Annotated in this window: 19 protein-coding genes; 5 read left to right on the top strand and 14 right to left on the bottom strand. The window is 59.4% G+C overall.

From position 1 onward, the window contains the following. Positions 1 to 6: 6 nt before the first annotated feature. The 7 genes from H9C73_RS04675 to H9C73_RS04645 all read right to left on the bottom strand — a co-directional run bounded on the left by H9C73_RS04675 (position 7) and on the right by H9C73_RS04645 (position 7940). On the bottom strand, positions 7 to 1167 hold the full coding sequence (locus H9C73_RS04675; RefSeq protein ID WP_209286639.1) for a M14 family metallopeptidase: 1161 nt from the start codon (positions 1165 to 1167) through the stop codon (positions 7 to 9). 14 nt (positions 1168 to 1181) lie between these two features. Then, a complete protein-coding gene (locus tag H9C73_RS04670; RefSeq protein WP_209286638.1) occupies positions 1182 to 2243 on the bottom strand; it encodes an ABC transporter ATP-binding protein in 1062 nt (353 codons plus the stop codon). A gap of 2 nt (positions 2244 to 2245) precedes the next feature. Beyond that, positions 2246 to 3238 (bottom strand): ABC transporter ATP-binding protein, encoded by a 993-nt coding sequence (locus H9C73_RS04665; protein WP_209286637.1) that lies wholly within the window; start codon positions 3236 to 3238, stop codon positions 2246 to 2248. A gap of 6 nt (positions 3239 to 3244) precedes the next feature. Then, a complete protein-coding gene (locus H9C73_RS04660) occupies positions 3245 to 4222 on the bottom strand; it encodes an ABC transporter permease (protein WP_209286636.1) in 978 nt (325 codons plus the stop codon). Between the two features lie 12 nt (positions 4223 to 4234). Then, positions 4235 to 5212: an ABC transporter permease gene (locus tag H9C73_RS04655; RefSeq protein ID WP_209286635.1), complete on the bottom strand. Its 978-nt coding sequence runs from the start codon at positions 5210 to 5212 to the stop codon at positions 4235 to 4237. Positions 5213 to 5406: 194 nt separating this feature from the next. Beyond that, entirely contained in the window at positions 5407 to 6963 is a 1557-nt protein-coding gene (locus tag H9C73_RS04650; RefSeq protein WP_209286634.1) for an ABC transporter substrate-binding protein, read from the bottom strand. A gap of 233 nt (positions 6964 to 7196) precedes the next feature. Beyond that, a complete protein-coding gene (locus H9C73_RS04645) occupies positions 7197 to 7940 on the bottom strand; it encodes a spermidine synthase (RefSeq protein WP_209286633.1) in 744 nt (247 codons plus the stop codon). Between the two features lie 134 nt (positions 7941 to 8074). On the opposite strand from H9C73_RS04645, the gene H9C73_RS04640 reads away from it, so the two are divergent. From H9C73_RS04640 to H9C73_RS04625, 4 genes are read left to right on the top strand one after another with little or no spacing between them, the layout of a single operon-like run. Further along, entirely contained in the window at positions 8075 to 8455 is a 381-nt protein-coding gene (locus H9C73_RS04640) for a response regulator transcription factor (protein WP_209286632.1), read from the top strand. Positions 8456 to 8457: 2 nt separating this feature from the next. Further along, positions 8458 to 10482: an exonuclease domain-containing protein gene (locus tag H9C73_RS04635; protein ID WP_209286631.1), complete on the top strand. Its 2025-nt coding sequence runs from the start codon at positions 8458 to 8460 to the stop codon at positions 10480 to 10482. Next, positions 10479 to 10673, top strand: a complete 195-nt coding sequence (locus tag H9C73_RS04630; protein WP_209286630.1) for a hypothetical protein — start codon at positions 10479 to 10481, stop codon at positions 10671 to 10673. Before H9C73_RS04635 ends, H9C73_RS04630 begins: the two co-directional genes overlap by 4 nt. Further along, entirely contained in the window at positions 10663 to 13401 is a 2739-nt protein-coding gene (locus H9C73_RS04625) for a sensor histidine kinase (RefSeq protein WP_209286629.1), read from the top strand. The genes H9C73_RS04630 and H9C73_RS04625 overlap by 11 nt, the downstream gene beginning before the upstream one ends. Here H9C73_RS04625 and H9C73_RS04620 read toward each other — a convergent pair. From H9C73_RS04620 to H9C73_RS16210, 7 genes are all read right to left on the bottom strand, one after another. Then, positions 13383 to 13598 (bottom strand): (2Fe-2S)-binding protein, encoded by a 216-nt coding sequence (locus H9C73_RS04620; protein WP_209286628.1) that lies wholly within the window; start codon positions 13596 to 13598, stop codon positions 13383 to 13385. The genes H9C73_RS04625 and H9C73_RS04620 overlap by 19 nt on opposite strands. A gap of 100 nt (positions 13599 to 13698) precedes the next feature. After that, positions 13699 to 14805: a DUF294 nucleotidyltransferase-like domain-containing protein gene (locus H9C73_RS04615; RefSeq protein ID WP_209286627.1), complete on the bottom strand. Its 1107-nt coding sequence runs from the start codon at positions 14803 to 14805 to the stop codon at positions 13699 to 13701. Between the two features lie 65 nt (positions 14806 to 14870). Next, positions 14871 to 17936, bottom strand: a complete 3066-nt coding sequence (locus tag H9C73_RS04610) for an AAA family ATPase (RefSeq protein WP_209286626.1) — start codon at positions 17934 to 17936, stop codon at positions 14871 to 14873. Positions 17937 to 18007: 71 nt separating this feature from the next. Beyond that, positions 18008 to 19336, bottom strand: a complete 1329-nt coding sequence (locus tag H9C73_RS04605; protein WP_209286625.1) for an exonuclease SbcCD subunit D C-terminal domain-containing protein — start codon at positions 19334 to 19336, stop codon at positions 18008 to 18010. 2 nt (positions 19337 to 19338) lie between these two features. Continuing rightward, positions 19339 to 19758, bottom strand: coding sequence for a secondary thiamine-phosphate synthase enzyme YjbQ (locus tag H9C73_RS04600; RefSeq protein WP_209286624.1), 420 nt, complete (start codon positions 19756 to 19758; stop codon positions 19339 to 19341). Positions 19759 to 19826: 68 nt separating this feature from the next. Then, on the bottom strand, positions 19827 to 20723 hold the full coding sequence (locus H9C73_RS04595) for an ADP-ribosylglycohydrolase family protein (protein WP_209286623.1): 897 nt from the start codon (positions 20721 to 20723) through the stop codon (positions 19827 to 19829). Between the two features lie 27 nt (positions 20724 to 20750). After that, complete coding sequence (locus tag H9C73_RS16210) at positions 20751 to 21434, bottom strand: lytic transglycosylase domain-containing protein (protein ID WP_209286622.1); 684 nt, start codon at positions 21432 to 21434, stop codon at positions 20751 to 20753. Positions 21435 to 21648: 214 nt separating this feature from the next. Between H9C73_RS16210 and H9C73_RS04585 the strand changes: the two genes are divergently transcribed. Then, positions 21649 to 22275 carry a TetR family transcriptional regulator gene (locus tag H9C73_RS04585; protein WP_209286621.1) on the top strand — a complete coding sequence of 209 codons (627 nt, stop codon included), beginning with the start codon at positions 21649 to 21651 and terminating at the stop codon, positions 22273 to 22275. Positions 22276 to 22299 lie beyond the last annotated feature (24 nt).

Genomic DNA, 22299 nt, shown 5'->3' with positions numbered 1-22299 from the left:
AGTGGTTCATGCCCGCTGAGCCAATGCCCATTGGTGCAGTGGGTGCACCAGCGATTCACCCAGCTTCATGGAGCGCTCGGGCGACCATCCGGCATCTTCATCGGGCCGGAGGTCATAGTCCTTGAACGGCATTTCCAGCGTCATGGCCGGGCAGCTGAACGCCTGCCCTACCCAGAACGCGGCGATGGTGAAGGTTTCCGGGCCAAACTTGCCGGGCGGATATCCACGTTCAAGCTGAAAGTCCGGATTGGCGGCCAGCAGATCACGCTTGAAGCAGTTTTCCTGTTCCAGTATGGCATCCGCCAGCCCCGGCGCACCTTCCTGACCGGCAATGAAATTACACGGCAGGGCTTCATCACCGTGGAGATCCAGAAACAGATCCACGCCGGTCTGTTGCATCAGGGAACGCACGGCCAGTACTTCCGGACTGCGCTCGGCTGTGGGCTCCTGCCACTCCCGGTTCAGGTTGGCGCCACAGGCATTGGTACGCAGATGGCCGCGAATGGAGCCGTCCGGGTTCATATTGGGCACCATGTAGATATCGACCTGCTCCAGCAGAGACTGGCTCAGGGCATCATCGGTATCCAGCAGGCGGCTCAGCAATCCTTCGGCACACCACTCGGCCATGGTTTCCCCCGGATGCTGGCGTGCGGTCACCCACACCGTGCGCTTACCACCTGACTCGCCTCCCTTGCTGATCTTGAGCAGGTTGAGGTCATGCCCATCCAGCGTAGTGCCGATATCAAACACCTCACACAGCGGTGACTGCTGCGCCGTGGCGATCAGGTCCAGATGCTGCTCCCAGCTGTAAGGGGCAAAATAGGCAAAATAGATACTGTTCTGGGCCGGCGTATGCTGAAATACCAGTTCACCCTGTTCGTAGCTGGTATCTACGCGAAACCAGGTATCCCGGTCATAGGAAGCCACCACTCGGTAGTCCGGCCAGCCATCCACATACGCCGCCTGATCCGCGTTGACGATACGCAGGGTCAGGGGCTGCCCCGCAGCGCCCTGAACTCGAAAGTGAAACCACTGAAAGAACTCGGACTGATTATCCTTGCGGATACTGAGCTGGATATCACCGGGGTTGGTCATATCCAGCACTTCGATGTTCCCTGAATCAAACTGACTGCTGATTTTCAGGGGGGACGCAATTGTCATGCTCATGCTTGATCCTTGCTTCAGTTGATTCGACCTTCTTCCACCGCATGACAGGCCACCTGACCTCCATCATCCGTTGCAATCAGCCGGGGAATTTCTCGCTTGCAGCGCTCGTTCGCGTAGGGACAACGGCCGTGGAACACACAACCGGACGGCAGATTGACCGGTGTCGGCACTTCCCCCTGCAGCTTGATATGCGGCGGACGGTCATCCTCCAGCCGCGGAATGGCGGACAGCAACGCCTGAGTATACGGGTGACGCGGGCGATCAAACAGAGCCTTGGTTGGTGCCAGTTCACACAGGGAACCCAGATACATCACCGCGACCCGGGTACCGAAATGCTCGACCACGGACAGATCATGGGTGATGAACAGATAGGTCAGGTTACGCTTTTCCTGCGCATCCATCAGCAGGTTGAGCACCTGCGCCTGGATCGACACGTCCAGCGCGGAGATCGGCTCGTCGGCCACGATGAACTCGGGGTCCACCGCCAGTGCGCGAGCGATACTGATGCGCTGGCGCTGACCGCCGGAGAATTCATGCGCGAAACGCTCGCCCCAGCTAGGATCGATGCCGACGGAGAACATCACCTCATGCACCTTGTCACGTACCTGCTGGGCGTTCCAGCCCGGGTTGTGCAGGCGCACCGGTTCTTCCAGTGTCTGTGCAATGGTCATGCGCGGGTTCAGTGACGCATAGGGGTTCTGGAAGATCATCTGCATCTTCTTGCGGTACGGCAACAGCTGCTTGTCATCCAGATCATCAATGCGCTTGCCGCGATAGCTGATGGAGCCGGCGGTCGGGGTAATCAGCCCCATCACCGTGCGTGCGACCGTCGATTTGCCACAGCCGGACTCCCCCACCACGCAGAGGGCTTCGCCCTGCTGAATATCCAGATTGACGCCATTGATGGCGTGCACGAACGACTGCTCACGGACGATCTTGCCGCCCTTGAACTTCAACTGGTCCAGAAAGTCGCCCGAGATGTTGAACTGCTTGTACAGCCCGCGAATCTGCACCAGCGAATCAGTGCCGGTTTCATCTGCCACGGAGGCCGCTTCTGTCAGAGTATGAGCATTCATGGTTATACCTCCTCCGAAGACACTTCATCGCGTTTCATCTCCGCCACCATATGACAGGCCACCTGACAGTTGCCCGAGCGGGTATAGCCCGGCAACTGATGTTTGCAGACATCCATCACATAGTCGCAACGCGGGTTGAATGCACAACCGGTCGGAATCTTCTGCAGCGTGGGCATGGAGCCCCGAATCTGGTTCAGGCGCTGGCCGGGAATGGCCATCTGCGGCAGCGCATTCATCAGCCCCTGCGTATAGGGGTGCTGGGCATCGTTGATGATCTCACGCGTAGGGCCCTGCTCGATCACGCGCCCGGCGTACATCACGATCGCCTTCTGTGTCACCTGTGACACCACGCCCAGATCATGCGTAATCAGAATCAGGGCCACGTTGTTGCGCTCGCAGAGCTCAACCATCAGCTCCATGATCTCGGCCTGAATGGTCACATCCAGCGCAGTGGTGGGCTCATCCGCGATGATGATATCGGGGTCCATCAGCAGCCCGATGGCAATGACCACGCGCTGTCGCATACCGCCGGACAACTCGTGCGGATACTGATCGATACGTGTCTCCGGTGAGGGAATCTGTACCTGTTTCAGTTTTTGAATGGCGATGGTCTTGGCGTTTTCGCGGCTGATTTTGCGGTGTGCCAACAGACACTCCACCATCTGCTGACCAATGGTCAGAACCGGGTTCAGGGTCATCATCGGATCCTGAAAGATCATTGAGATCCGATTGCCGCGAATGGTGCGCAGCTCGCGAGCCGACATCCGGGCCAGATTCTGCCCTTCAAACAGGATCTCGCCGCCCGTGATCCGCCCGGGCTTGGCAATCAGGTTCAGAATGGAGAAACCCAGCACGGATTTACCGGCACCGGACTCGCCCACCAGCCCCAACCGCTCACCGCGATCAAGGGTGAAATTGATGTTGCGCAGCGCCTTTACCGCGCCACTGCGCAGACCGAAACTGACTTCAAGGTTTCGTACTTCCAGCAATGCCATGATGATTTACCCCTTGTACAGTTTCGGATTAAGCACGTCGCGCAGCCAGTCACCCATCAGGTTCATCACCAGTACCAGGCAGACCAGCACCACACCCGGAATCACCGTGATCCACCAGGTGCCGGAGAAGATGTATTCAAAGCCGCTGGAGATCAGTGAGCCCAGTGACGGCTGAGACACCGGCATGCCAAGACCGAGGAACGACAGTGAAGCCTCGGAGATGATGGCGTTGGCCACCTGCACGGTTGAAATCACCAGAATCGGCGACAGGGTATTAGGCAGGATATGGCGGAACATGATGCGTATCTGGCCCAGTCCCATCACGCGCGCAGCATCCACATATTCCTTTTTCTTCTCGGCCAGCACCGAGGCACGAATGGTACGGGCATACTGCGGCCACTCCGCGATACCGATCACCAGTACCAGCATCAACATGGCCAGATCCTGGTACAGCTCAGTACCGAAGCTGGCCTGAAACACCGCCAGCACCACGATGGCAACCATCATGGTCGAGAACGACAGCTGCACATCGGCACAGCGCATCAGAATACTGTCCACGCGCCCACCGCGGTAGCCGGCGATCAGGCCGATGATGATGCCGATCGTGGCCTGCAGGAGAACCGCACAGACACCGATGGTCAGGGAGATGCGGGTGCCGTAGAGAATCGTTGACCAGAGGTCACGCCCCTGGGCATCGGTCCCCAGCCAGAACTGCGGGTCGCCGTAGTCTTCATCCCAGCTCGGCGGCAGCTCGGAGTTCATGATGTCGATCTGCGTCGGATCATAGGGATCAAAGGGCGCGATCATGGGGGCGAACAGCGCCATGATCACGTAGCCCATGAACACGGTCAGGCTCAACTGTGCAATGCGGTCGCGCTTAAAGCTGTGCCAGATGTGGCTATCCCTGAAGCGCTCCCACAGCGTGGGGGCCTTGTCGGCTTCGGGCGTAAAGCTTTCGGGGGTCGTCTGGTTTGAATCTGTCATGGTCATACCGCCTTATTTCTTGCCCGCCAGATTGACCGTCGGGTTTACCAGGCCGTAAATCAGGTCAACAATGGTGTTGGTAATCACGAAAATGGCACCCACCACGATCAGGTAGGCAACGATCAATGGTGTGTCCACGCGGTTGATCGCCTCCAGGAACAGGAACCCCATTCCGGGCCACTGGAACACGGTTTCCGTCAGGATGGTGTACGCCACCATGGTGCCGATCTGCACGCCGCCCACCGTAATGACCGGCAGCATGGTGTTTTTGAGTGCATGCAAAAAGTAAATACGGCGCGAATGCAGGCCCTTGGCCCAGGCAAACTTGACGTATTCCGACTGCAGCACCTCCATCATTTCGGCACGGATCAGTCGAATGAACAGCGGCAGCATGATCGACGCCAGTGATACGCTCGGCAGCACCAGATGCGCCAGACCATCCGCCGTGAACAGGCCTGTCTCCCAGCCCCAGGGCAACATGACAGTCTCGCCACGCCCATACGACGGCATCCAGCCCAGCTCAATGGAAAAGAAGTAGATCAGGCCGATCGCGGTCAGGAAGACCGGAATCGAGATACCGACAATGCTGAACCCCATCACGGTCTTGGAGAACCAGCTCTGCGGGTTAATCGCGGAGTAAACGCCCAGTGGCACGGACAAGGTAATGATGATCAGGGACGCCCCGAACACCAGTTCCAGCGTGGCCGGCAGTTTGGCCAGAATCACGTCCAGCGCGGGCTCCTTGAAGAAGTAGGACGTACCCAAATCACCCTGAAGTGCATTCTTTACAAAGCGACCGTACTGCACCAGAAAGGGATCATTCAGGCCCAGCTCATCCCTCAACTGCTGGCGCTCGGCTTCCGAAACGGACTGCCCGACCATCTCGCGGAGCGGGTCACCCAGGTTGTCCTGTATTGAGAAGCTGATAATGCTGATGACGAACATCACCACTATCGCCTGTGCCAGTCGTTTTATAAAAAAAGCAATCATGTTCTATCTGCCCTGTCTGACGTCGCTTGTCCCTGCGCCGTTCTGTTATGTCGCCACACACCGGTTCTGACGGACAAAAGCTGCCCGCTGCCATACAGCATAGACTCGGCATGAAACGGATCTTGAGGGGGAAAAGCCGGCGCGGGCAGTTGGGGAAACCGCACGCGCCGGATCTGCATCGTCAAGCGTGAGGGTTATTCTTCGATAACCAGGTCACCCATGTACGGGAAGTTCATCACGTTCAGTACCGGCTCAACGTTCACACCCTTGCGCGCAGCCCAGGCCAGGTTCTGCCAGTGCAGCGGGATGAATGCAGCGTCGTCATACAGCATCTGCTCGATGGTCTGCATGATCTCGGCACGCTTCTGCGGGTCGGTTTCAGTGTTGGCTTCCACCATCAGCTTGTCGGCTTCCGGGTTGCAGTAGTTGCCGGAGTTGTACTGACCGAGGCCGGTATCCGCATCCGGGCAGGCTGTGAGGAATTCGAAGAAGTTGTTGGAGTCTTCGGTATCCGCATGCCAGCCGATCATCATCATGTCAGCCGCACGCTCATCGAACTCGCCCCAGTACTGCGCCTTCGGCATGGTTTTCAGATCAACCTTGATGTTGATCTTGGCCAGCATGGACGCAACCGCCTGCGCAATTTTCTCGTCATTCACGTAGCGGTTGTTCGGCGCCATCATGGAGATGGTGAAACCGTCTTCGTAGCCGGCTTCCTTCATCAGCTCACGTGCCTTCTTCAGATCGTAACGCGGCTTGAGGGCCGAGTTGTGACCCAGATAGCCTTCCGGACTCATCTGTGCAGCCGGGGTCGCGAAACCGCGCATGATCTTCTTCACGATACCTTCCTGGTTGATCGCGTAGGCAACGGCCTGGCGAACACGCGCGTCCTTGAATGCTTCTACGCGTTCCTGGTTCATCTGGAAGGTGATAATGCGCGTACCGCTCATGGTGATCAGGTTGACCTTGTCGTTGCCTTCGATGCGACGGTGGTCAGTCGGAGGTACCGGTGCGATGAAGTCAACGTCACCTGACAGCAGTGCAGCTACACGGGTCGGCGCTTCCTTGATCGGGGTCAGGATGATCTCGTCCACGTTACCCGGAGAGTTCTCATCCCAGTAGTTGCCGAAACGCTCGAACTCAACACGCACACCCTGCTGGCGTTCTGCCACGGTGTACGGGCCAGTGCCGGACAACTGGCGCGATGCGAAAGAGTTGCCGTGCTTGACCAGCTTGTCCTTCGGCTCGCCGTTGGCATCGGTACCCGAGTAGAACTCGCTGTCCATCGGGAACAGGTAGGTTACGTTGTTCAGTACCAGCGGGAAGGGCTTCTTGGTCTTCAGCTCGATGGTGTAGTCATCGATAACCTTCAGCTCGGAGAAAGGTGCGAAAATACCCTTGAAGTCGGGTGACTGACGCAGACGCTCAAACGTGAAGGCGACATCCTTTGCCGTAAAGGGGTTGCCGGAATGAAAGGTCACGCCCTTGCGCAGGTAGAAACGCATGGTGAGATCGTCGATACGCTCCCACTTTTCTGCCAGACGAGGTTCAAAGCCGAGGTCCTTGTCCCAGCGTACCAGCGGGTCGAAGGTCATGTGTGACAGCTGCATGGTACCGCCAGACAGCTGCTCATGCGGGTCCAGAGAAACCGGATCGGCATCATAAGCCATCTTCAGAGTGGCGGCGTTCACGCCGGCAGCAAGTCCGAGACTCAGTGCGGCTCCTGCCAGCATGGATAGGGTCTTGTTCATATTGGCTTCCTATTGTTATTGGCCTGCAGCTGCGTCACAGGTACGCAGGTTCAACTGCAGCATTGACTCAATTCACAAAGACTTCATCGAAAAAAAGTCTAAAGGAAGCCGCGCCCCCCTCCTATTTGAATAACGAAACACCGCATTCGGAATATGTATAGTGGGTCGCAACTGCGCCCAAATAGCACAAAAAACCTCAAAAACCCGGAAAAAAGTTTCCAAAACACCCAAAACTAAGGGTAGCTTTTGAGGCGTTTCAGGAACGGCATAAGCGAAAAACCCAGTTGCCCATTCAGTTCACGGGCCCGTTTTTCCAGCTGGTTTCGGCTGACCTCGGGCGCATCGGCCGCGGCCAATACCACCCAGTTGCCGCTTTGAGTGTGGCAACCGTACAGGGTGCCAAAGTACGGCAGGAGCAGCTCCAGCGTGTTTGCATCCTGATGCTCACGCCAGAGATTCAGCACCAGCCAGCCACCCGACTTGAGCCGCTCGGCACACAGGCGGATGTACTCTTCACCCAGTTGCTGGTCATCCAGACCGTCTGCCCCGTAGATGTCGCTGAAGATGATATTGGCCTTGCGCGTTTCGGCATTGCGCAGGAAGCCCAAAGCGTCCCCCGTGTGTACCTGCAACCGCTTGCCCCGGGGTAACTGAAAGAAACGGTAGGCCACATCAATCACGTTCTGTCGCAGCTCCACCACCTGCTGCTTGCAGGAGGCAAAGCGGCCGTGCAGACAGGTATTCAGCGCCCCTGCCCCCAGCCCCAGCGAGATCACCTGACGCGGTTCGGCAAACAGCAGCACCAGCAGCATGGCACGCACATACTCGTGCTCGGGAATCAGGGGCTCGTGTTTAAGCGTGCAGCTTTGCTCGTCCAGCTCGCCAAAGGCCAGATACCGCTTATCACCGTCATCCCACACCCGCACACTGCCGTATTGGTCATAACTGCAATGCACCTCTTTACCCTGCAAGGACATGAACGCTCCCGAGCCTGAAAAATGCGCCCATTATGACGCGCCATGCCACCAAAGTCCTGCCCCGGGCCCTGCCGTTTCACTTTTAACTGGGGCACACTAGACTCATACAAGAGCGTCATCACGAGGGATGTGCCATGCCGGAAGTACTGGTAGTAGACGACGAGCCCAATATCCTGCTGTCACTGGAATTTCTGATGCAGCAGGCAGGCTACAGGGTTGTAACCGCTGCGGATGCCGAACAGGCAAGCCGCCTGATTGAAGCCAATCGCCCTGATCTGGTGCTGCTCGACATCAGCCTGCCGGGCATGAGTGGGTTCGACCTGCTGGAACAGCTGCGACAGTCAGACGCAACCCGCGACCTGCCGGTGATCATGCTGACAGCGCACGGACGTGAGGTGGAAAAGGAGAAGGGCCTGGCGCTGGGTGCCAATGATTACATCACCAAACCCTTTTCGACACGCGATCTGGTCAGCCGCGTCGGCACCCTTCTGGCCGATCATTCAAGCGAGGGTTAGTCATGCCGCCGCGTCAGACACTGATCGGGCTATGGCTGCTGTTGACCGGCACCTGCCTGTTTGCCGGACTGGGGCTGGCCATGTACCTCGCCGCCACCACGCCGGGCGAAGCCAGTGCACACTGGCCGCTGTGGCTATTGTCATTACTGCCCGCCTTAATCCTCCTGCTCGGCGGCATACTACTGGAGCGCCGCCTGCTGGCGCCCTTGCGACAGCTGCAAGTGCTGCTGGCCCGGCTGGTGGCAAGCCCTGACGCCGACCGGGACTATCCGCTTGCCGGCTGGCTGGCCACTTTGCAGGCGGATCTGGATCAGGTCCGTTCAGGCTGGCGCCAGGACCGGCAGACGCTTGTCCATGCCAAAGAGGAAAGCGCCCGCAGCACCCGTCATATTCGCGAAGCACTGGAAGCACTGGTACAGACGCTGGATACGCCGGTTCTGATATGCGATGCGCATCAGCGACTGCTGTTGTTCAACCACGCCGCGGAAGCCCTGCTGTCAGAACAGACCCACTTGAGTCTCGGTCGATCAATCACCGCCATTCTGCCCTATGACAGCCTGAAAGCAGCCCTTGACCACCTCACGCCCGACCAGCCCGGCCAGTCCCTGCTGCTGCCCGGTGAGCAGCACTGGCTGGGCTGCCGACTGCAACCTTTGGGTGACGATCCGGGTCATATTCTGCTGACACTGCAGGACTCCACTCATGTAGTGGCACAAGAGCAGCAATGGATCAGCGAACTGAGCCAACTGCTGCCTGCACTGCGTGGCCATGCGGGCAGTCTGGCCACCGCCAGCGAAGCGCTGTCGCAAGGCACAATTGAGGCCGAGATGCAGTCCCGCCTGCACAGTGCCATCGGTGAAGAAAGCCAGGCACTGGGTGACAAGCTGGGACAGCTGAGCCGACTGATCGAGTCTCACCAGCTCAGCCACACCCGTCTGGAAGACACCTGGTCCAACGATCTGTGCCATGCGTTGCAGGGCCGGCTGAAAGACGCCCGAATACAGATTACGCCCATCGGCATCCCCGCCTGGGTCCGTATCGACGCCCCCAGCCTGCTCCCTCTGCTGGAGCATCTGCTGCGGATGATACACCCACACGCAGAGAGCAATGCCTGTGAAATTGAATTCCTCCTCGGCAACCGGCGGGTCTACCTGGATATTCGATGGCCGGGTGCCCCTCTGAGCGAAAGCCAGCTTCACCAGTGGCGCAGCCGGCCCCTGTTTGATGAGCCCCTTTCGCCCCGCATCAGTGATGTACTGGCGCAACATGGCGCCGATATCTGGGCATTGCCCGCCGACACCCACAACGATATGTCAGGCATCCGCCTGCCCCTGCCCGCCTCACCCAAAGGCGTTGAGCCACGGCGCAAGACACAGCCGCGGCCGGAGTTTCATGATTTCAGCATTGCCCAGCGTCCACCTCCCACGCAAGAGCAGTCATCTCTCTTGCTGGATGAACTGGATCTGGTCGTCTTCGATACCGAAACTACCGGGCTGGACCTTAAAGGGGGTGATCGCATCATCAGCCTTGCGGGCTGCCGGATCCTGCACGGACGACTGCTGGCAGACGATTGTTTTGATCAGAAGGTCAATCCCGACCGCCCCATCCCCCCTGCCAGCACCGCGATTCACGGCCTGACCGACGAGGATGTAGCCCAGGCGCCTCCTATCGAAGTCGTGCTGCCACGCTTTCATCGTTATGTAGGCACAGCGGTGATGGTGGCGCATAACGCCGAGTTTGACATGCTGGCCCTGAAACTGGCCGGCACGGCACAGACCTTTGACCAGCCCGTACTCGATACCCTGCTGCTGTCACGCGCCCTTGACCCCACGCTTGAAACCCATGGGCTGGATGCACTGGCCGAACGCTTTGAACTCAGCTTTCCGCCCGGCACGCGTCATACCGCTTTGGGCGACGCGCGCGTGACGGCTGAACTGCTGCTCGCGCTGCTGCCTCGCTTGCAGGCAAGAGGCGTGAACACACTGGGCGATGCGCTGGCGTTCCAGCAGCAGGGAGCAAGCGCATGAAGGCGCCGCGGCAAGGCCGGCTGGTGGCCCTGACCCTGTTGGCACTGGTGCTGTTTTCACCGCCCCTGCTGTTACTGTTTGACCGTCCGACCGACTACGGTTTCTCCAGCCTGGCACTGGTCCTGTATGGCTGCTGGGCCGGTTTGATCCTGCTGGCGGCGATTGTGCTGGAGGGCAGGGATGCAGACTAACTGGATCGTATTGACCATCGCGTTCAGTTATCTGGCGCTGTTGTTTGTCATAGCGGCCTGGGGTGATCGGCGCGCCGAACAGGGGCGCTCGCTGGTAAACTCGCCCACGATCTACGCCCTGTCCATCGCCGTCTACTGCACCGCCTGGACGTTTTACGGCAGTGTCGGGCGCGCCGCCACCACAGGGCTGAGCTTTCTGCTGATCTATCTCGGCCCCACTCTCGCCATGCTCAGCGGCTGGCTGGTGCTGCGCAAGATGATTCGCATCGCGCGGGCACAACGCATCACTTCAATCGCCGACTTCATCAGTGCCCGCTATGGCAAAAGCGGCGGACTGGGGATGCTGGTAGCGCTGATCGCCGTGATTGCGATCATGCCCTATATCGCCCTGCAGCTGAAAGCGATTACCGTCAGCTACGGTGTGCTCACCGAATACCCCAACCTGACGCCACCCGACCTGTCGCTGCAGGACTTCTGGAACGACAAGGCTTTCTGGGTCGCTCTGGTGCTGGCCGTCTTCATCATTCTGTTCGGCACCCGTCACCTGGATGCCAGCGAGCGGCATGAAGGGATGGTGACCGCAATCGCCTTCGAGTCACTGGTCAAACTGTTCGCCTTTATCGCCGTCGGGCTCTTCGTCTGTTTTGCACTCTACCCGGGGCCATCCGCACTGATGGCCGATGCCGCCAGCATGCTGCCCAACCTGGAGCAGCATTTTGGCCTCGATCAGATTCCCGGCGGCCCTCTGGGCTGGTTCGGCACGCTGATACTGGCCACGCTGGCCTTCATTACCCTGCCACGCCAGTTTCAGGTACTGGTGGTGGAAAACGTGAACGAGCAGCACCTGCGGCGCGCCTGCTGGCTGTTCCCGCTCTACCTGCTGCTGATCAACCTGTTCGTGATCCCGATTGCACTGGCGGGCATGATGGGCGGCATGAGCGAGCCGGACAGTTTTGTGCTTACACTGCCACTGTCAGCAGGTCTGGATGCCCTGCCACTGCTGGTGTTCATCGGCGGGCTTTCGGCAGCCACCAGCATGATGATCGTGGAAACGATTGCGCTGTCGACCATGGTCAGCAACCAGCTGGTGATGCCCCTGCTCCTGCGCTGGCGCAGCCTTCATCTGGACCCTTCCCGTGACCTGTCCGGCTGGCTGCTGGGCATTCGCCGTATCGCCATCATCGCCATCCTGATTCTGGGCTATCTCTACCACGCCCTGATCGGCGAGGCCTACAGTCTGGTGACCATTGGCCTGGTGTCCTTTGCAGCCGCCTCCCAGTTCGCACCCGCGCTGCTGCTGGGCCTTTATTGGCGTGGCGCCAGCCGCAACGGAGCGGCTGCCGGCCTGCTGGCCGGCATCACCGTCTGGGCCTGGACCCTGTTGATACCGGGCTTTGCCCTGTCCGGCTGGATCCCGACCGATTTCATTGAGCAGGGCCCCTACGGCCTGACCCTGCTTAAGCCCTACGCACTATTTGGCCTTGAAGGCTGGGATATCTACACCCATTCCCTGTTCTGGAGCATGCTGGTGAATATTGGCCTGCTGGTCAGTGTGTCCCTTTTCAGCCGGCAAACCCACATGGAGCAGACACAAGCGGCACTGTTTACCAACGCCCTGCGCCCGGAAGCGGAGATGGCCGCCATCTGGCAGGGCCAGGCCAACCGTCAGGAACTGTTCCAGCTGGTACAGCGCTATCTGGGCAAGGCGGCAACCGTGCGTTTGCTGGGCGTGGAGCCGCTGGACCGGCATGACGACTCTCCGGCAACGCCGGCCATGCTGGCGGCGGCAGAGCAGGGGCTGACCGGGGCACTGGGCAGCGCCACCGCCCGTATTCTGATCAATTCGGTGGTACGGGGTGAGGCGCTGGATATGGACTCCATCCTCAGCATTCTGGACAACACCTCCCAGACCCTTGAATACAACCGCCGGCTGGAGCAGAAATCCAATGAACTCAGCCGTATCAGTGCTGAACTGCGCGGTGCAAACGACCGCCTGCGTGAGCTGGATCGGCTCAAGGACGAGTTTCTTGCGATGGTCAGCCATGAGCTGCGTACCCCGCTCACGTCGATTCGTGCCTTTGCCGAAATTCTCAACGACGCCGAAGCGATGGAGCCCGAGCAGCGCCAGCACTTCCTCGGCATCATTGTCCGCGAAAGTGAGCGTCTCTCGCGCCTGATTGAAGAAATACTGGATATGGCGCGTCTGGAGTCGGGCCGCATGACACTCAGCCCGGAACGCTGTGATCTGAGCCAGCTCACCCGCCAGGCGATCGAAGCGGTGGAGCAGCTTTTCCAGCAGCGCGGTATCCGCCTTGAGTCACGCCTGCCCGACACCCCCTGCCCGGTCATTGCAGATCCTGACCGTTTGCAGCAGGTACTCATCAACCTGCTGGATAACGCCAGCAAGTTTGCCGGTACCGATACCCCGCGAGTCTTTGTGGACCTGACGGCCTTGAAGCAGCGTTACGAAGTACACGTGGAAGATAACGGACCCGGCATTGCGGTCGCAGAGCGGGAGAAGGTGTTTGAAAAATTCCACCAGATAGAGGCGGGACACTCGGATAAGGCACGCCCTCAGGGAACGGGGCTGGGGTTGCCGATCAGTCGTGGCATTATCAATCAACAGGGGGGGCGGCTCTGGGTCGCAGACCCCAAAACCCTGACGGGCGCTTGCATCGTACTGGCACTGCCCAGTGCGCCCGATGAAACTCAGGAGGTCAGTTCGTAGGCCAGGTTGGCGAGCCCTGCGAGCGGCCCCTGATCACCATTCAAATCACGCACGATACGACGCGCCTCACACGCGCATTTACCGCACTGGGTGCCCAGCTCGGTTTCGCGGCGAATATCTGCAAGGGTCGTTGCACCCTCATCAACCAGACGGCGAATCTCGCGGTCACTGACACGTTTACAGATACAGATAATCATGCTGACGATGGCTCCTTCAATCAGACCGATAGCCAAGTGCTATGATTCAAATATAAATGAAACATATTCTCATTACAACACAAATGATAGTTAATCTCATTCAATTTCGTATCTGCCTGACCTTGCGCTGAAACACCTTCACCTGCTGCAAGTCCCATTGCAGCTCGCGCTTCTCACCATCACAGAGGCTGCGCGTATCCACCCAGTTGTCAGGCACCCGGCCCTGACGGTACGCCTCAACCTGTGTCACCAGCAGACGCGACTGAAGCCGCTCAAAGGCTGTCACAAGCCGCCAGTGCTCATCACCCGTCAGAACCCCCGCATCATGCAGGGCTTCTAACCGGTCACGGGAACTGACAGCCTCCACCCCCTGCAACAGGCTGCGCAGGCGTAATGCAGATGTCAGTGGCAACAGCCCCTGGCGTTTCAGGTTGATGGCATCCGGATGCGGAGCCTCACGCCCATCACCCTGCAGGCGATCAAAGCGATCCAGCGCAACCGGCGCTTCATCCATCAGCTCGGACATCTCATGCAGAAAGAGCCCTGATTGGGGCAACAGCTGCTGAATCCACGCCTTGAGCCGCAACGCCAGCTCGACTTCGCCATACACCGGCGCAAAATCAAACAGGATGTTACACATCTGGACCAGTTTGACGCGGCGGGTACTCATCCAGAGCCGCATCTGCTCCTGCCACTCGCTGATCGGCTTGCGCCAGAGCGGCCGGGACGCCATGACGTCACCGCGGCAGAAAGGGATGCCCGCGGCATCAAGGGTTGCCGTAAAGTGCTCGGCGAAATGCAGAAACCAGGCATCAATTTCGGTGTGATGCTCGGCAGGATAATCGTCCAGAATCAGCCCGTTGTCCTGATCCGGGTGCAGCAGGCTTTCGTGACGCGCCCCCGAGCCCATCACGATGACACAAAAACGCACCGGCGGTTCGCCCCAGCCGGTATCCCGCAACGCTTCAAGGGACCGCTCAATCGCCTGCCGATAGCAGAAATCGTTATGATCGCTGATCACTTCCGACACCCGCCAGCCGGGCAGTTGCCATTCAAGCAGTGCCTCGACCAACCGGGGTTGCTGGTGTATACGCTGCTCGGGGCCCTCAGCCAATGCCTCGATCAGCGGCCGCAGCCCGTCCAGCAGTCGTGCACTCTGGCTGATCGGGTCCGACGATGAAAACAGCGTGCGCCAGACATTGGCCATACCTTTCCTCCCTGCCCGGATCTCCTTTCAGCATAGAGTGCCACTGCCGCAATGCCAGTGTTCATCTATGCCAGTGAGCGGCAACCCGGCCCATCCAGTCGACTGCGGCCGCCGCTTAACGGGGTCACCTCAATCCGCGTGGCAATGCGATCCTTCAATGCCTGAACATGCGAAATCACCCCGATCAGCTTGCCCTCCTGCTGCAGGCCGGCCAGAGTATCCAGTGCCGTTTCCAGTGCTTCTTCGTCCAGAGTGCCAAAGCCTTCATCCAGGAACAGCGAATCCACCCGCACGTTCTGACTCGCCATGCCGGACAGCCCCAGCGCCAGCGCCAGACTGATCAGAAAGCTCTCGCCGCCGGACAGGTTCTTGGTCGAGCGCACCTCACCGGCCTGATAGTTGTCGACCACATTGAGCTCCAGCGGCTGCTCACTATCACGCACCAGCAGATACCGGTCCGACATTTTCTGCAGCTGACGGTTGGCATGGGATACCATCAGCTCAAAGGTCAGCCCCTGAGCAAAGTTGCGGAATTTCTTGCCATCGGCCGAGCCGATCAGCTCGTGCAGCAGCTCCCAACGCTCCAGCTCGCGCAGTTGAGCTTCGATCGCCTTTTGCTGTGCCCCGAACTGCTGTTTTTTGATCTCATTGTCGTTCAACGCACGCTGCAGACTGCCCCGCTGCTCAAGTCGCTGAGCCTGCTCCGCCTTGAGCTGCTGCAAGTGATTTTCGAGCGCCTCGGCACTTTGCTCGGTCAACGCCTGCTCGCGCAGCAGAGCAAGACGGTTCCGACTTTGCTCCATCAGGGCATGCAGGTGGGCCGAACGTTCCTTGAGCCGGTCCGCTGCCTGCTGCAGGGCCGTGCGCTCTGTCTCTGGCATCAGTGCAGCCTGCAGGGCCGCTTCATCACCAAACAGGCTCTCGGCCAGTGCCTGCGCAAAGGCCTGCTGCATTCGTTCGACGTCAGTGCGCAGTGCCGTCTGCTGGCCTTCCAGATCACTGAGTTGCTGCTGACGACGGTTCAGTGCCTGCTGGTGCTCGCTCACCTGCTGCCGGGCCTGCTCAAGCTGCTCGCGGGACTGCCTTACGGACTGTTGCAGGCGCATTTCAAACGCGCGTGTGTCCGGTTCAGTCGAGAGCTCACGCCGCTGTTGCTGCAGGGTGTTCAGCGCTTCCTGAGCGGATTCCAGCGCCAGCCGCTGCTGCAGCCGCGCCTGCTCTTCCTGTTGCTGCTTGATCTGTTGCTCGAGGCGGTCCACCTCCGCGAGGCGATCCCGCAGCTCACCCCATTGCTGGCGTGCGCTCTGGTGCAGGCTGTCGACATCCTCCAGCGATGGGCGCACGGCAAGCTCAAGCCCCTCAAGACACTCTTTCAAGGCAGGCTCCATCGCCTCACAACGCTTGTGGTGCTCCTCCTGCTGCTGACGCAGCCCCTGCTCGTCCTGCTCCAGACGTGCCTGCTGGGCAATACTCTGCTGCAAACCTGTGCGCAGCTCAGCCAGCCGCTGATCCACGGCCTGCAAGCGTGCTCTTTCAGCATTCATCTGCGGGGGCGTTTCGCTGCGCCAGGGGTGCTCTTCCGACCCGCACAGCGGACAGGGCTTGCCCGGCTCCAGCTCTTGACGCTGCTGCTCCAGATCCGCGATGCGCTCCGCCAGACGCTGCATTTTCTGCAGGTCCTGCTGCTCCTGTAACAACCGGGCTTCATCCCTGCGATCTTGCTCGATCAGCTGGTGCACACGGCTCTGTTCCGGTTTCAGGGCCGACACGCGCGCGTTAAATCCTTCAATCGCACGGCGCCACTCCTCCCTTTGGCGGACCAGATTTCGCAGTTCGCTCAACTGCTCTCCCCGGCTGCGCACTTCATCCTGTTGCGCCTGCAAGCGAGGTCGGGTACTACCGGCCAACAGCGCTTCCAGCGCCTGTTCGCTCTGCTGGAGTGCGCGCTGCATCTGTTCGGCATCGGGCACCGGTGCCTCAAGCAGCTCTGCCGGCAGCGCCGCTTTAAGCTCGTTCACCTTGGCCTGCTGCTCACGCAGCTTCCAGTCCTGCTCATGCAATTGTCGAAGCAGCGGCTGCTGGCGTTCATACTCCGCCTCGGCATGCTCGAAGGTCTGCTGCACCTGTGCCTGTTGTGTACAGGCCGACTCATAACGTTGCTGCAAGGCGGGCACACCGGCGGCCAGCTCTGCCAACCGAGTTTCGACACGATGCAGGTCATCCCGCCGCTGCCGCAAGGGTTCATAGGCCGGACGCAGTGCTTCGGCCCGCTGTGCCCGCTCAAGGCTCTGCTGCTGAGGCTCAAACGCCTGCTGTTCCTGCTGCAGTGCCGACTGCTGCTGTTGCAACTGCGCTAACTGCTGGCTCTCCTGGTCCAGCTGCTGCCGCCAGTTGAGCAGTTGTTGCTGCTGATCGACCTGCTGCTGTTGCTCTCGGGCCTGCTCATCGACCTGAGCCAGCTCACGGCCCAGCGCCGCCTCTTCCTCTTCATCCAGCAATTGAAGGCCGGACTGCGCCGCCTGAAGCTGTTCCAGTGCCTGCCGCTCTTCGCCACGGCGACGGTGAACCGCGACCGAAATATCGGAATAAATGGAGGTCCCGGTAATCTGTTCAAGGATGGGCGCGCGCTCGTCCGGCGCCGCCTGCAAAAAAGCGGCAAAGCTGCCCTGGGCAAGCAGCATGGAGCGTGTAAAGCGCTCAAAATCCATTCCGCTGAGTTGCTCGATACGCTCTGCCACATCCCTGATTTTGCTGGCCAGCAGTCTGCCGCTGTCCGCCTCCGACAACTCCTGTCGCGGTGGCTGCAAACTGCCATCCGGCTGTTTTCGGCTGCGGTGCTGGCTCCAGTGACAACGCCAACGTCCTTGCGGCGTTTCAAACACCACCTCCGCAAAACACTCTCCGGTTTGGCGTGACATCACTTCGTTCTGGGCCTGACTGATACGCGGCTGGCGCGGTGTCTGCCCATAGAGTGCGAGGCAGACCGCATCCAGTAACGTCGACTTGCCGGCACCGGTAGGGCCGGTAATGGCAAAGAGTCCATCACCGGTGAATGCCGGGTGGGTCAAATCAACCTCCCACTCCCCGGCCAATGAATTCAGATTTTTAAAGCGGATGGAAAGAATGCGCATGAGAGTCCGTTTCGCGTGGCAAAAACTGTTTCGTGTCGTTTCGGTTTGAAAGGCCGCCCGCAAAGGTCAGCCTATTCAGCCCGGCTGTCGTCTTCATCCAGAGACTGAAGCACGCTGTTGAACAGGTGTGTCAGTGTTGGCTGCTGTGATTCAGGCACCTGATGGGCGGCCAGTGCGCGGGCAAACACTTCAGACGGCTGCAGCTCATCCAGCGTTTCCTGCTCCACCTGACTGGAGAGCACTCGCTCCACCACCCGGTTGTTCCTGACCCTCAGCACCTTCAAGTCGGTACCGGCAATCGCCTGTTCAAGCCACTGGCGCAGGTCGGCCGCCACTTCGTCCCCTTCATAGTGGACTTCAAGCCAGATCGACTGCGATGCCTGCGCCAACTGTTCCAGCTGCGACTGCAGATACGCCTTGTCACCGCGCAGTCGCTCCAGCCGCTGAAACACCGGAATCTCAAGCTGCTCGATCCGGGGCTCGCGCCCATCAAATTCGACCAGACAGAGACTTTTCTGCTGTTTGGCTTCCCCGAACCCCATCGGCAGGGGCGACCCGCTGTAACGGATATGGCTGTATCCCGCCACCGACTGGGGCACGTGAAGATGTCCCAGCGCCACGTAGTCCAGATTATCCGGAAAGGCATCGGCCCCCACCTGTGCCAGCGAGCCCACGTACAAATCGCGCACGCCGTCGCCTTCAAGCGTTTTGCCTCCTGCAGCGAACAGGTGCCCCATGCCGATCAAGGGGATATCCGGCCCCAGCTCAGAACGCACCTGCTCGGCAGCGGCACACACCGCTGCATAGTGCTGCCTGATCCCCGCGACCAGTTTCCGATCCTTGTCTTCCAGGCTCTCACCGGCTTCCGCCTGGCGGATATCCCGATCACGCAAATAGGGTACGGCGCAGATGATCGCCTCCGGACGGTTCTGATCGTCCCTGAGTACAACCACTTCATCGGCCGGGTCATCACAGGCCTGGCCCACCACATGCACATCCAGCGCTTTCAACAGCGCGGCAGGGGCATTCAGAAAGCTGGGCGAATCATGGTTGCCACCAATAATCACCACATGACGGCAACCGGACGACGCCACGCCGTGCAGAAAGCGGTAGTAGAGTGACTGAGCCCGGTTGCTGGGTGTGGTGGTATCAAACAGGTCCCCTGCAATCAGCAGGATATCGACCGCCTGCTGCGCCAGTTGCGCCTGCATCCAGCCCAGAAAGGCTTCAAATTCCTCGTAGCGTTTCTGACCGTAGAGCAACCGGCCGAGGTGCCAGTCAGAGCTGTGCAGCACGCGAAGGACGCGTCCCGAGGAAGCCGGTTCCGGTTCAGGCTCCTGCTTGGCTCGGGATGGCTCAACGGATGCGGGGGAATCAAATAATGACGGCTGCTCCGGCACGTCTACTCTCCTTGTAAGGTCGCGATGATGCGGCGGCTGCCGCCGTGGTTACGGTGTTCACCCAGATAGATGCCCTGCCAGGTCCCCAGATTGAGGCGCCCATCGGTAACGGGCAGCATCAGGCTCACACCCAGCAAGCTGCTTTTGAAATGCGCCGGGAGGTCATCAGGCCCTTCATGAATGTGCTGATAGTAAGGCGCGTTTTCAGGTACGGAGCGATTGAAAAAGGCTTCAAAATCAGCGCGTACGGTCGGGTCGGCGTTTTCATTCAGGGTCAGGCTGGCAGAGGTATGCTGCAGCAACAGGTGCAACAGACCTGTCTTGACCCGCCGCAGTTCCGGCAGCGCCTGCTCGATTTCGTCAGTAATCAGATGAAAGCCGCGTGGACGTGCACGCAGGCGAATGGTTTGCTGATGCCACATACAGATCTCCTGCAAGAGGGGACCAGTCTAACGCAAAACGGCGTGACTCTGGAGCCAGGCCCGGCGTATCAGATTTCCATCAGCCGCTCTGCCAGGCTGACCAGACATTCATACTGATGCAGCCCCTGCCGCCACTCGACAGGAATGGCCTCAAGACCATAAAAGGCACCGGCCAGCTGACCGTAGATTGCGCCCACCGTATCGGCATCTTCACCCAGATTGACCGCCTTGAGCATGCCCTGCTCGAAACTGTCACTCTGGCTGAATGCCCAGAGCGCGGCTTCCAGCGAATCGATCACATAGCCGGTGGCACGGACTGCAGGCGGTTCGCGTTCCAGGAATGAGCCCAGGCAGACACCGATCACCTCGGCATCCAGCTCAGGCAAGAGTTCGGTCAAGGCGGGGCTTTGCCACACGTCAGCAGGGCTTTGTGCCGTGACGGCCGCTTTCAGCATCAGGGCAAATGCCTTGTTGGCATCGAGGCAGCGGGGATCGGCATGGGTCAGGCGCCCGTGCTCTGACACCAGATGCAAGAGTTCGGGCCTGTCAAAGGCATGAATGACGACTGGCACGAGTCTCATCAGGGTTCCGTTACCGGCCTGATCCATCGACTCTTCACCGGCAAAAGGCTCCGCCGTGCGTTCGTAGCGAAGCAATGCACTGCGCGTGCGGTTACCGATATCGAAGCAGCGCCCGGTTGAAGAGCAGTAGCCTTCCCGAAACCAGCGCACAAAACGCTCCATCTGGTCGTGGGGATCAAACCCCTTGCATTCGATCAGGCTATACGCCGAGCATAACGCCATTGAAGTATCGTCGGTCCAGTATCCGGCCGGCAGCTGATGCGGACCACCACTGCGAAAACCGGTGACCGGCTCGAAGCTGCCCGGTGCCATGAACTCGACACTGGCCCCGAGCGCATCGCCTGTTGCCAGACCCACCAGCATGCCTTTCAGTTTGTCGTGCATCTACGTTCCCTCGTCGCCTGTGCTCGTTCACTGTGCCATTTGATAACGCCGATGCAGAATCGCGACACGCTCCACATAGGCCCGCGTTTCGGCATAGGGCGGAATACCACCGTATTCCTGCACGGCGCCGGGGCCTGCGTTATAGGCCGCCGTCGCCAATCGCGTATCCCGGTTATAGCGCTCAAGCAGCATCGCCAGATAGCGCACGCCACCGTCGATGTTCTGCGCGGGGTCAAACGGGTTGGTCACTCCCAGTTCAGAGGCGGTCTGCGGCATCAGTTGCATCAGCCCCTGCGCGCCAACCCGCGAACGCGCCCGGGCGTTAAATGCGGATTCCGCATGGATCACGGCGCGGACCAGCGCCCCATCCACCCCATGACGCTTTGCCAGGGTATCAATCGTCTGTCGGTATCGATCGGTAAACAGCGGCGTCGTTTCCCAATTGACACTGGAATCGACCTTGCAGGCAAAGCAGTCAAAGCGCACCACCTCGAACTTGACGCCCGAGGGCTTCTCATCGCTGAACGAGAGCACACCCTGTGCGTTGCGGTACTTGTAATAGGTACTGACGATATCTGCCCGCTGTTTGGGGGCGATATTGGTGTACTCCACACGCCCGTCCGGATGCACGATTTTACGCACTTCCGCGTTCAGGTGGCTGGAGGGCAGGCTCCAGAGAGCAGCCAGCACAATGTAAAGAAGTCGATGCATGGTCTTCAGATCGAATTTGAAACCTGTAATACGTGTATTCTAGAGATCTGCCGCATGAAATGCTGCCACACGACGCAGGTTTGTTCGCATTCGTTGATTTCAGCCGTGAATCGCGCCATAACATACATTCAAAAATGTATAGATGTTTTCCAGTGACGCGCTGGGTTACACTTGTCCCTGTTTTTCATACAGGTTTTGGATGGGGTAATCACTGATGGTACGACGTACCAAGGAAGAAGCCGCTGCCACGCGTGAAGCACTGATTGATGCGGCCGAAGAGATGTTCATGCAGCATGGCGTTGCCCGCACCTCGCTGGAGCAGATTGCCCGTCATGCCGGCATGACCCGTGGCGCTCTGTATTGGCACTTCAAAAACAAGACCGATCTGGTCAAGGCGATGCGTGATCGGGAACACCTGCCCTTTCAGGACCTGTTTGATCAGGTGGATATTGATAACCCCGAAGCCTCCCCGCTTGAAACCATTCGACTGGCCTGCTTACAGGGCCTGCGCCAGCTGGAATCCCCCCGCAAAATCCGAGTACACACGATTCTGACCTTTCGCTGCGAGTTTTTCAGCGACTTCAACCCGCAGGCGATGCACCGCGAGATTTCCGACGATATCCGCTCGGTGCTGCAGCGCTATTTCACCCTGGCGGAGGCAAAGGGTCAGTTGCAGGGCATCACTGCGCCAGCGGCAGCGGAGCTGATGCACTCGGTCCTGTCCGGCCTGTTTCACTCCTGGATACGCAACCCGGAAGACTACTCCATTGCCGAGCGGGGCGAGTCCGTCATCAACAGCCTGATGGGGCTGCTCAGCACACCGGGTGCCCTGGAACACTGAACAGGGCACCCTCAGGTGCCCCGC

It is taken from the genome of Marinobacterium alkalitolerans (assembly GCF_017776525.1).
Taxonomy (GTDB): Bacteria; Pseudomonadota; Gammaproteobacteria; order Pseudomonadales; family Balneatricaceae; genus Marinobacterium; species Marinobacterium alkalitolerans.
The sequence above is the reverse complement of the archived record's forward strand: the minus strand, read 5'-3'. Positions and strand labels throughout refer to the sequence as shown.

Bases quoted from the DNA above. Each gene is read 5' to 3' on its own strand.
- H9C73_RS04675 (WP_209286639.1), bottom strand. From the start codon at position 1,167: ATGAGCATGACAATTGCGTCCCCCCTGAAAATCAGCAGTCAGTTTGAT.
- H9C73_RS04670 (WP_209286638.1), bottom strand. From the start codon at position 2,243: ATGAATGCTCATACTCTGACAGAAGCGGCCTCCGTGGCAGATGAAACC.
- H9C73_RS04665 (WP_209286637.1), bottom strand. From the start codon at position 3,238: ATGGCATTGCTGGAAGTACGAAACCTTGAAGTCAGTTTCGGTCTGCGC.
- H9C73_RS04660 (WP_209286636.1), bottom strand. From the start codon at position 4,222: ATGACAGATTCAAACCAGACGACCCCCGAAAGCTTTACGCCCGAAGCC.
- H9C73_RS04655 (WP_209286635.1), bottom strand. From the start codon at position 5,212: ATGATTGCTTTTTTTATAAAACGACTGGCACAGGCGATAGTGGTGATG.
- H9C73_RS04650 (WP_209286634.1), bottom strand. From the start codon at position 6,963: ATGAACAAGACCCTATCCATGCTGGCAGGAGCCGCACTGAGTCTCGGA.
- H9C73_RS04645 (WP_209286633.1), bottom strand. From the start codon at position 7,940: ATGTCCTTGCAGGGTAAAGAGGTGCATTGCAGTTATGACCAATACGGC.
- H9C73_RS04640 (WP_209286632.1), top strand. From the start codon at position 8,075: ATGCCGGAAGTACTGGTAGTAGACGACGAGCCCAATATCCTGCTGTCA.
- H9C73_RS04635 (WP_209286631.1), top strand. From the start codon at position 8,458: ATGCCGCCGCGTCAGACACTGATCGGGCTATGGCTGCTGTTGACCGGC.
- H9C73_RS04630 (WP_209286630.1), top strand. From the start codon at position 10,479: ATGAAGGCGCCGCGGCAAGGCCGGCTGGTGGCCCTGACCCTGTTGGCA.
- H9C73_RS04625 (WP_209286629.1), top strand. From the start codon at position 10,663: ATGCAGACTAACTGGATCGTATTGACCATCGCGTTCAGTTATCTGGCG.
- H9C73_RS04620 (WP_209286628.1), bottom strand. From the start codon at position 13,598: ATGATTATCTGTATCTGTAAACGTGTCAGTGACCGCGAGATTCGCCGT.
- H9C73_RS04615 (WP_209286627.1), bottom strand. From the start codon at position 14,805: ATGGCCAATGTCTGGCGCACGCTGTTTTCATCGTCGGACCCGATCAGC.
- H9C73_RS04610 (WP_209286626.1), bottom strand. From the start codon at position 17,936: ATGCGCATTCTTTCCATCCGCTTTAAAAATCTGAATTCATTGGCCGGG.
- H9C73_RS04600 (WP_209286624.1), bottom strand. From the start codon at position 19,758: ATGTGGCATCAGCAAACCATTCGCCTGCGTGCACGTCCACGCGGCTTT.
- H9C73_RS04595 (WP_209286623.1), bottom strand. From the start codon at position 20,723: ATGCACGACAAACTGAAAGGCATGCTGGTGGGTCTGGCAACAGGCGAT.
- H9C73_RS16210 (WP_209286622.1), bottom strand. From the start codon at position 21,434: ATGCATCGACTTCTTTACATTGTGCTGGCTGCTCTCTGGAGCCTGCCC.
- H9C73_RS04585 (WP_209286621.1), top strand. From the start codon at position 21,649: ATGGTACGACGTACCAAGGAAGAAGCCGCTGCCACGCGTGAAGCACTG.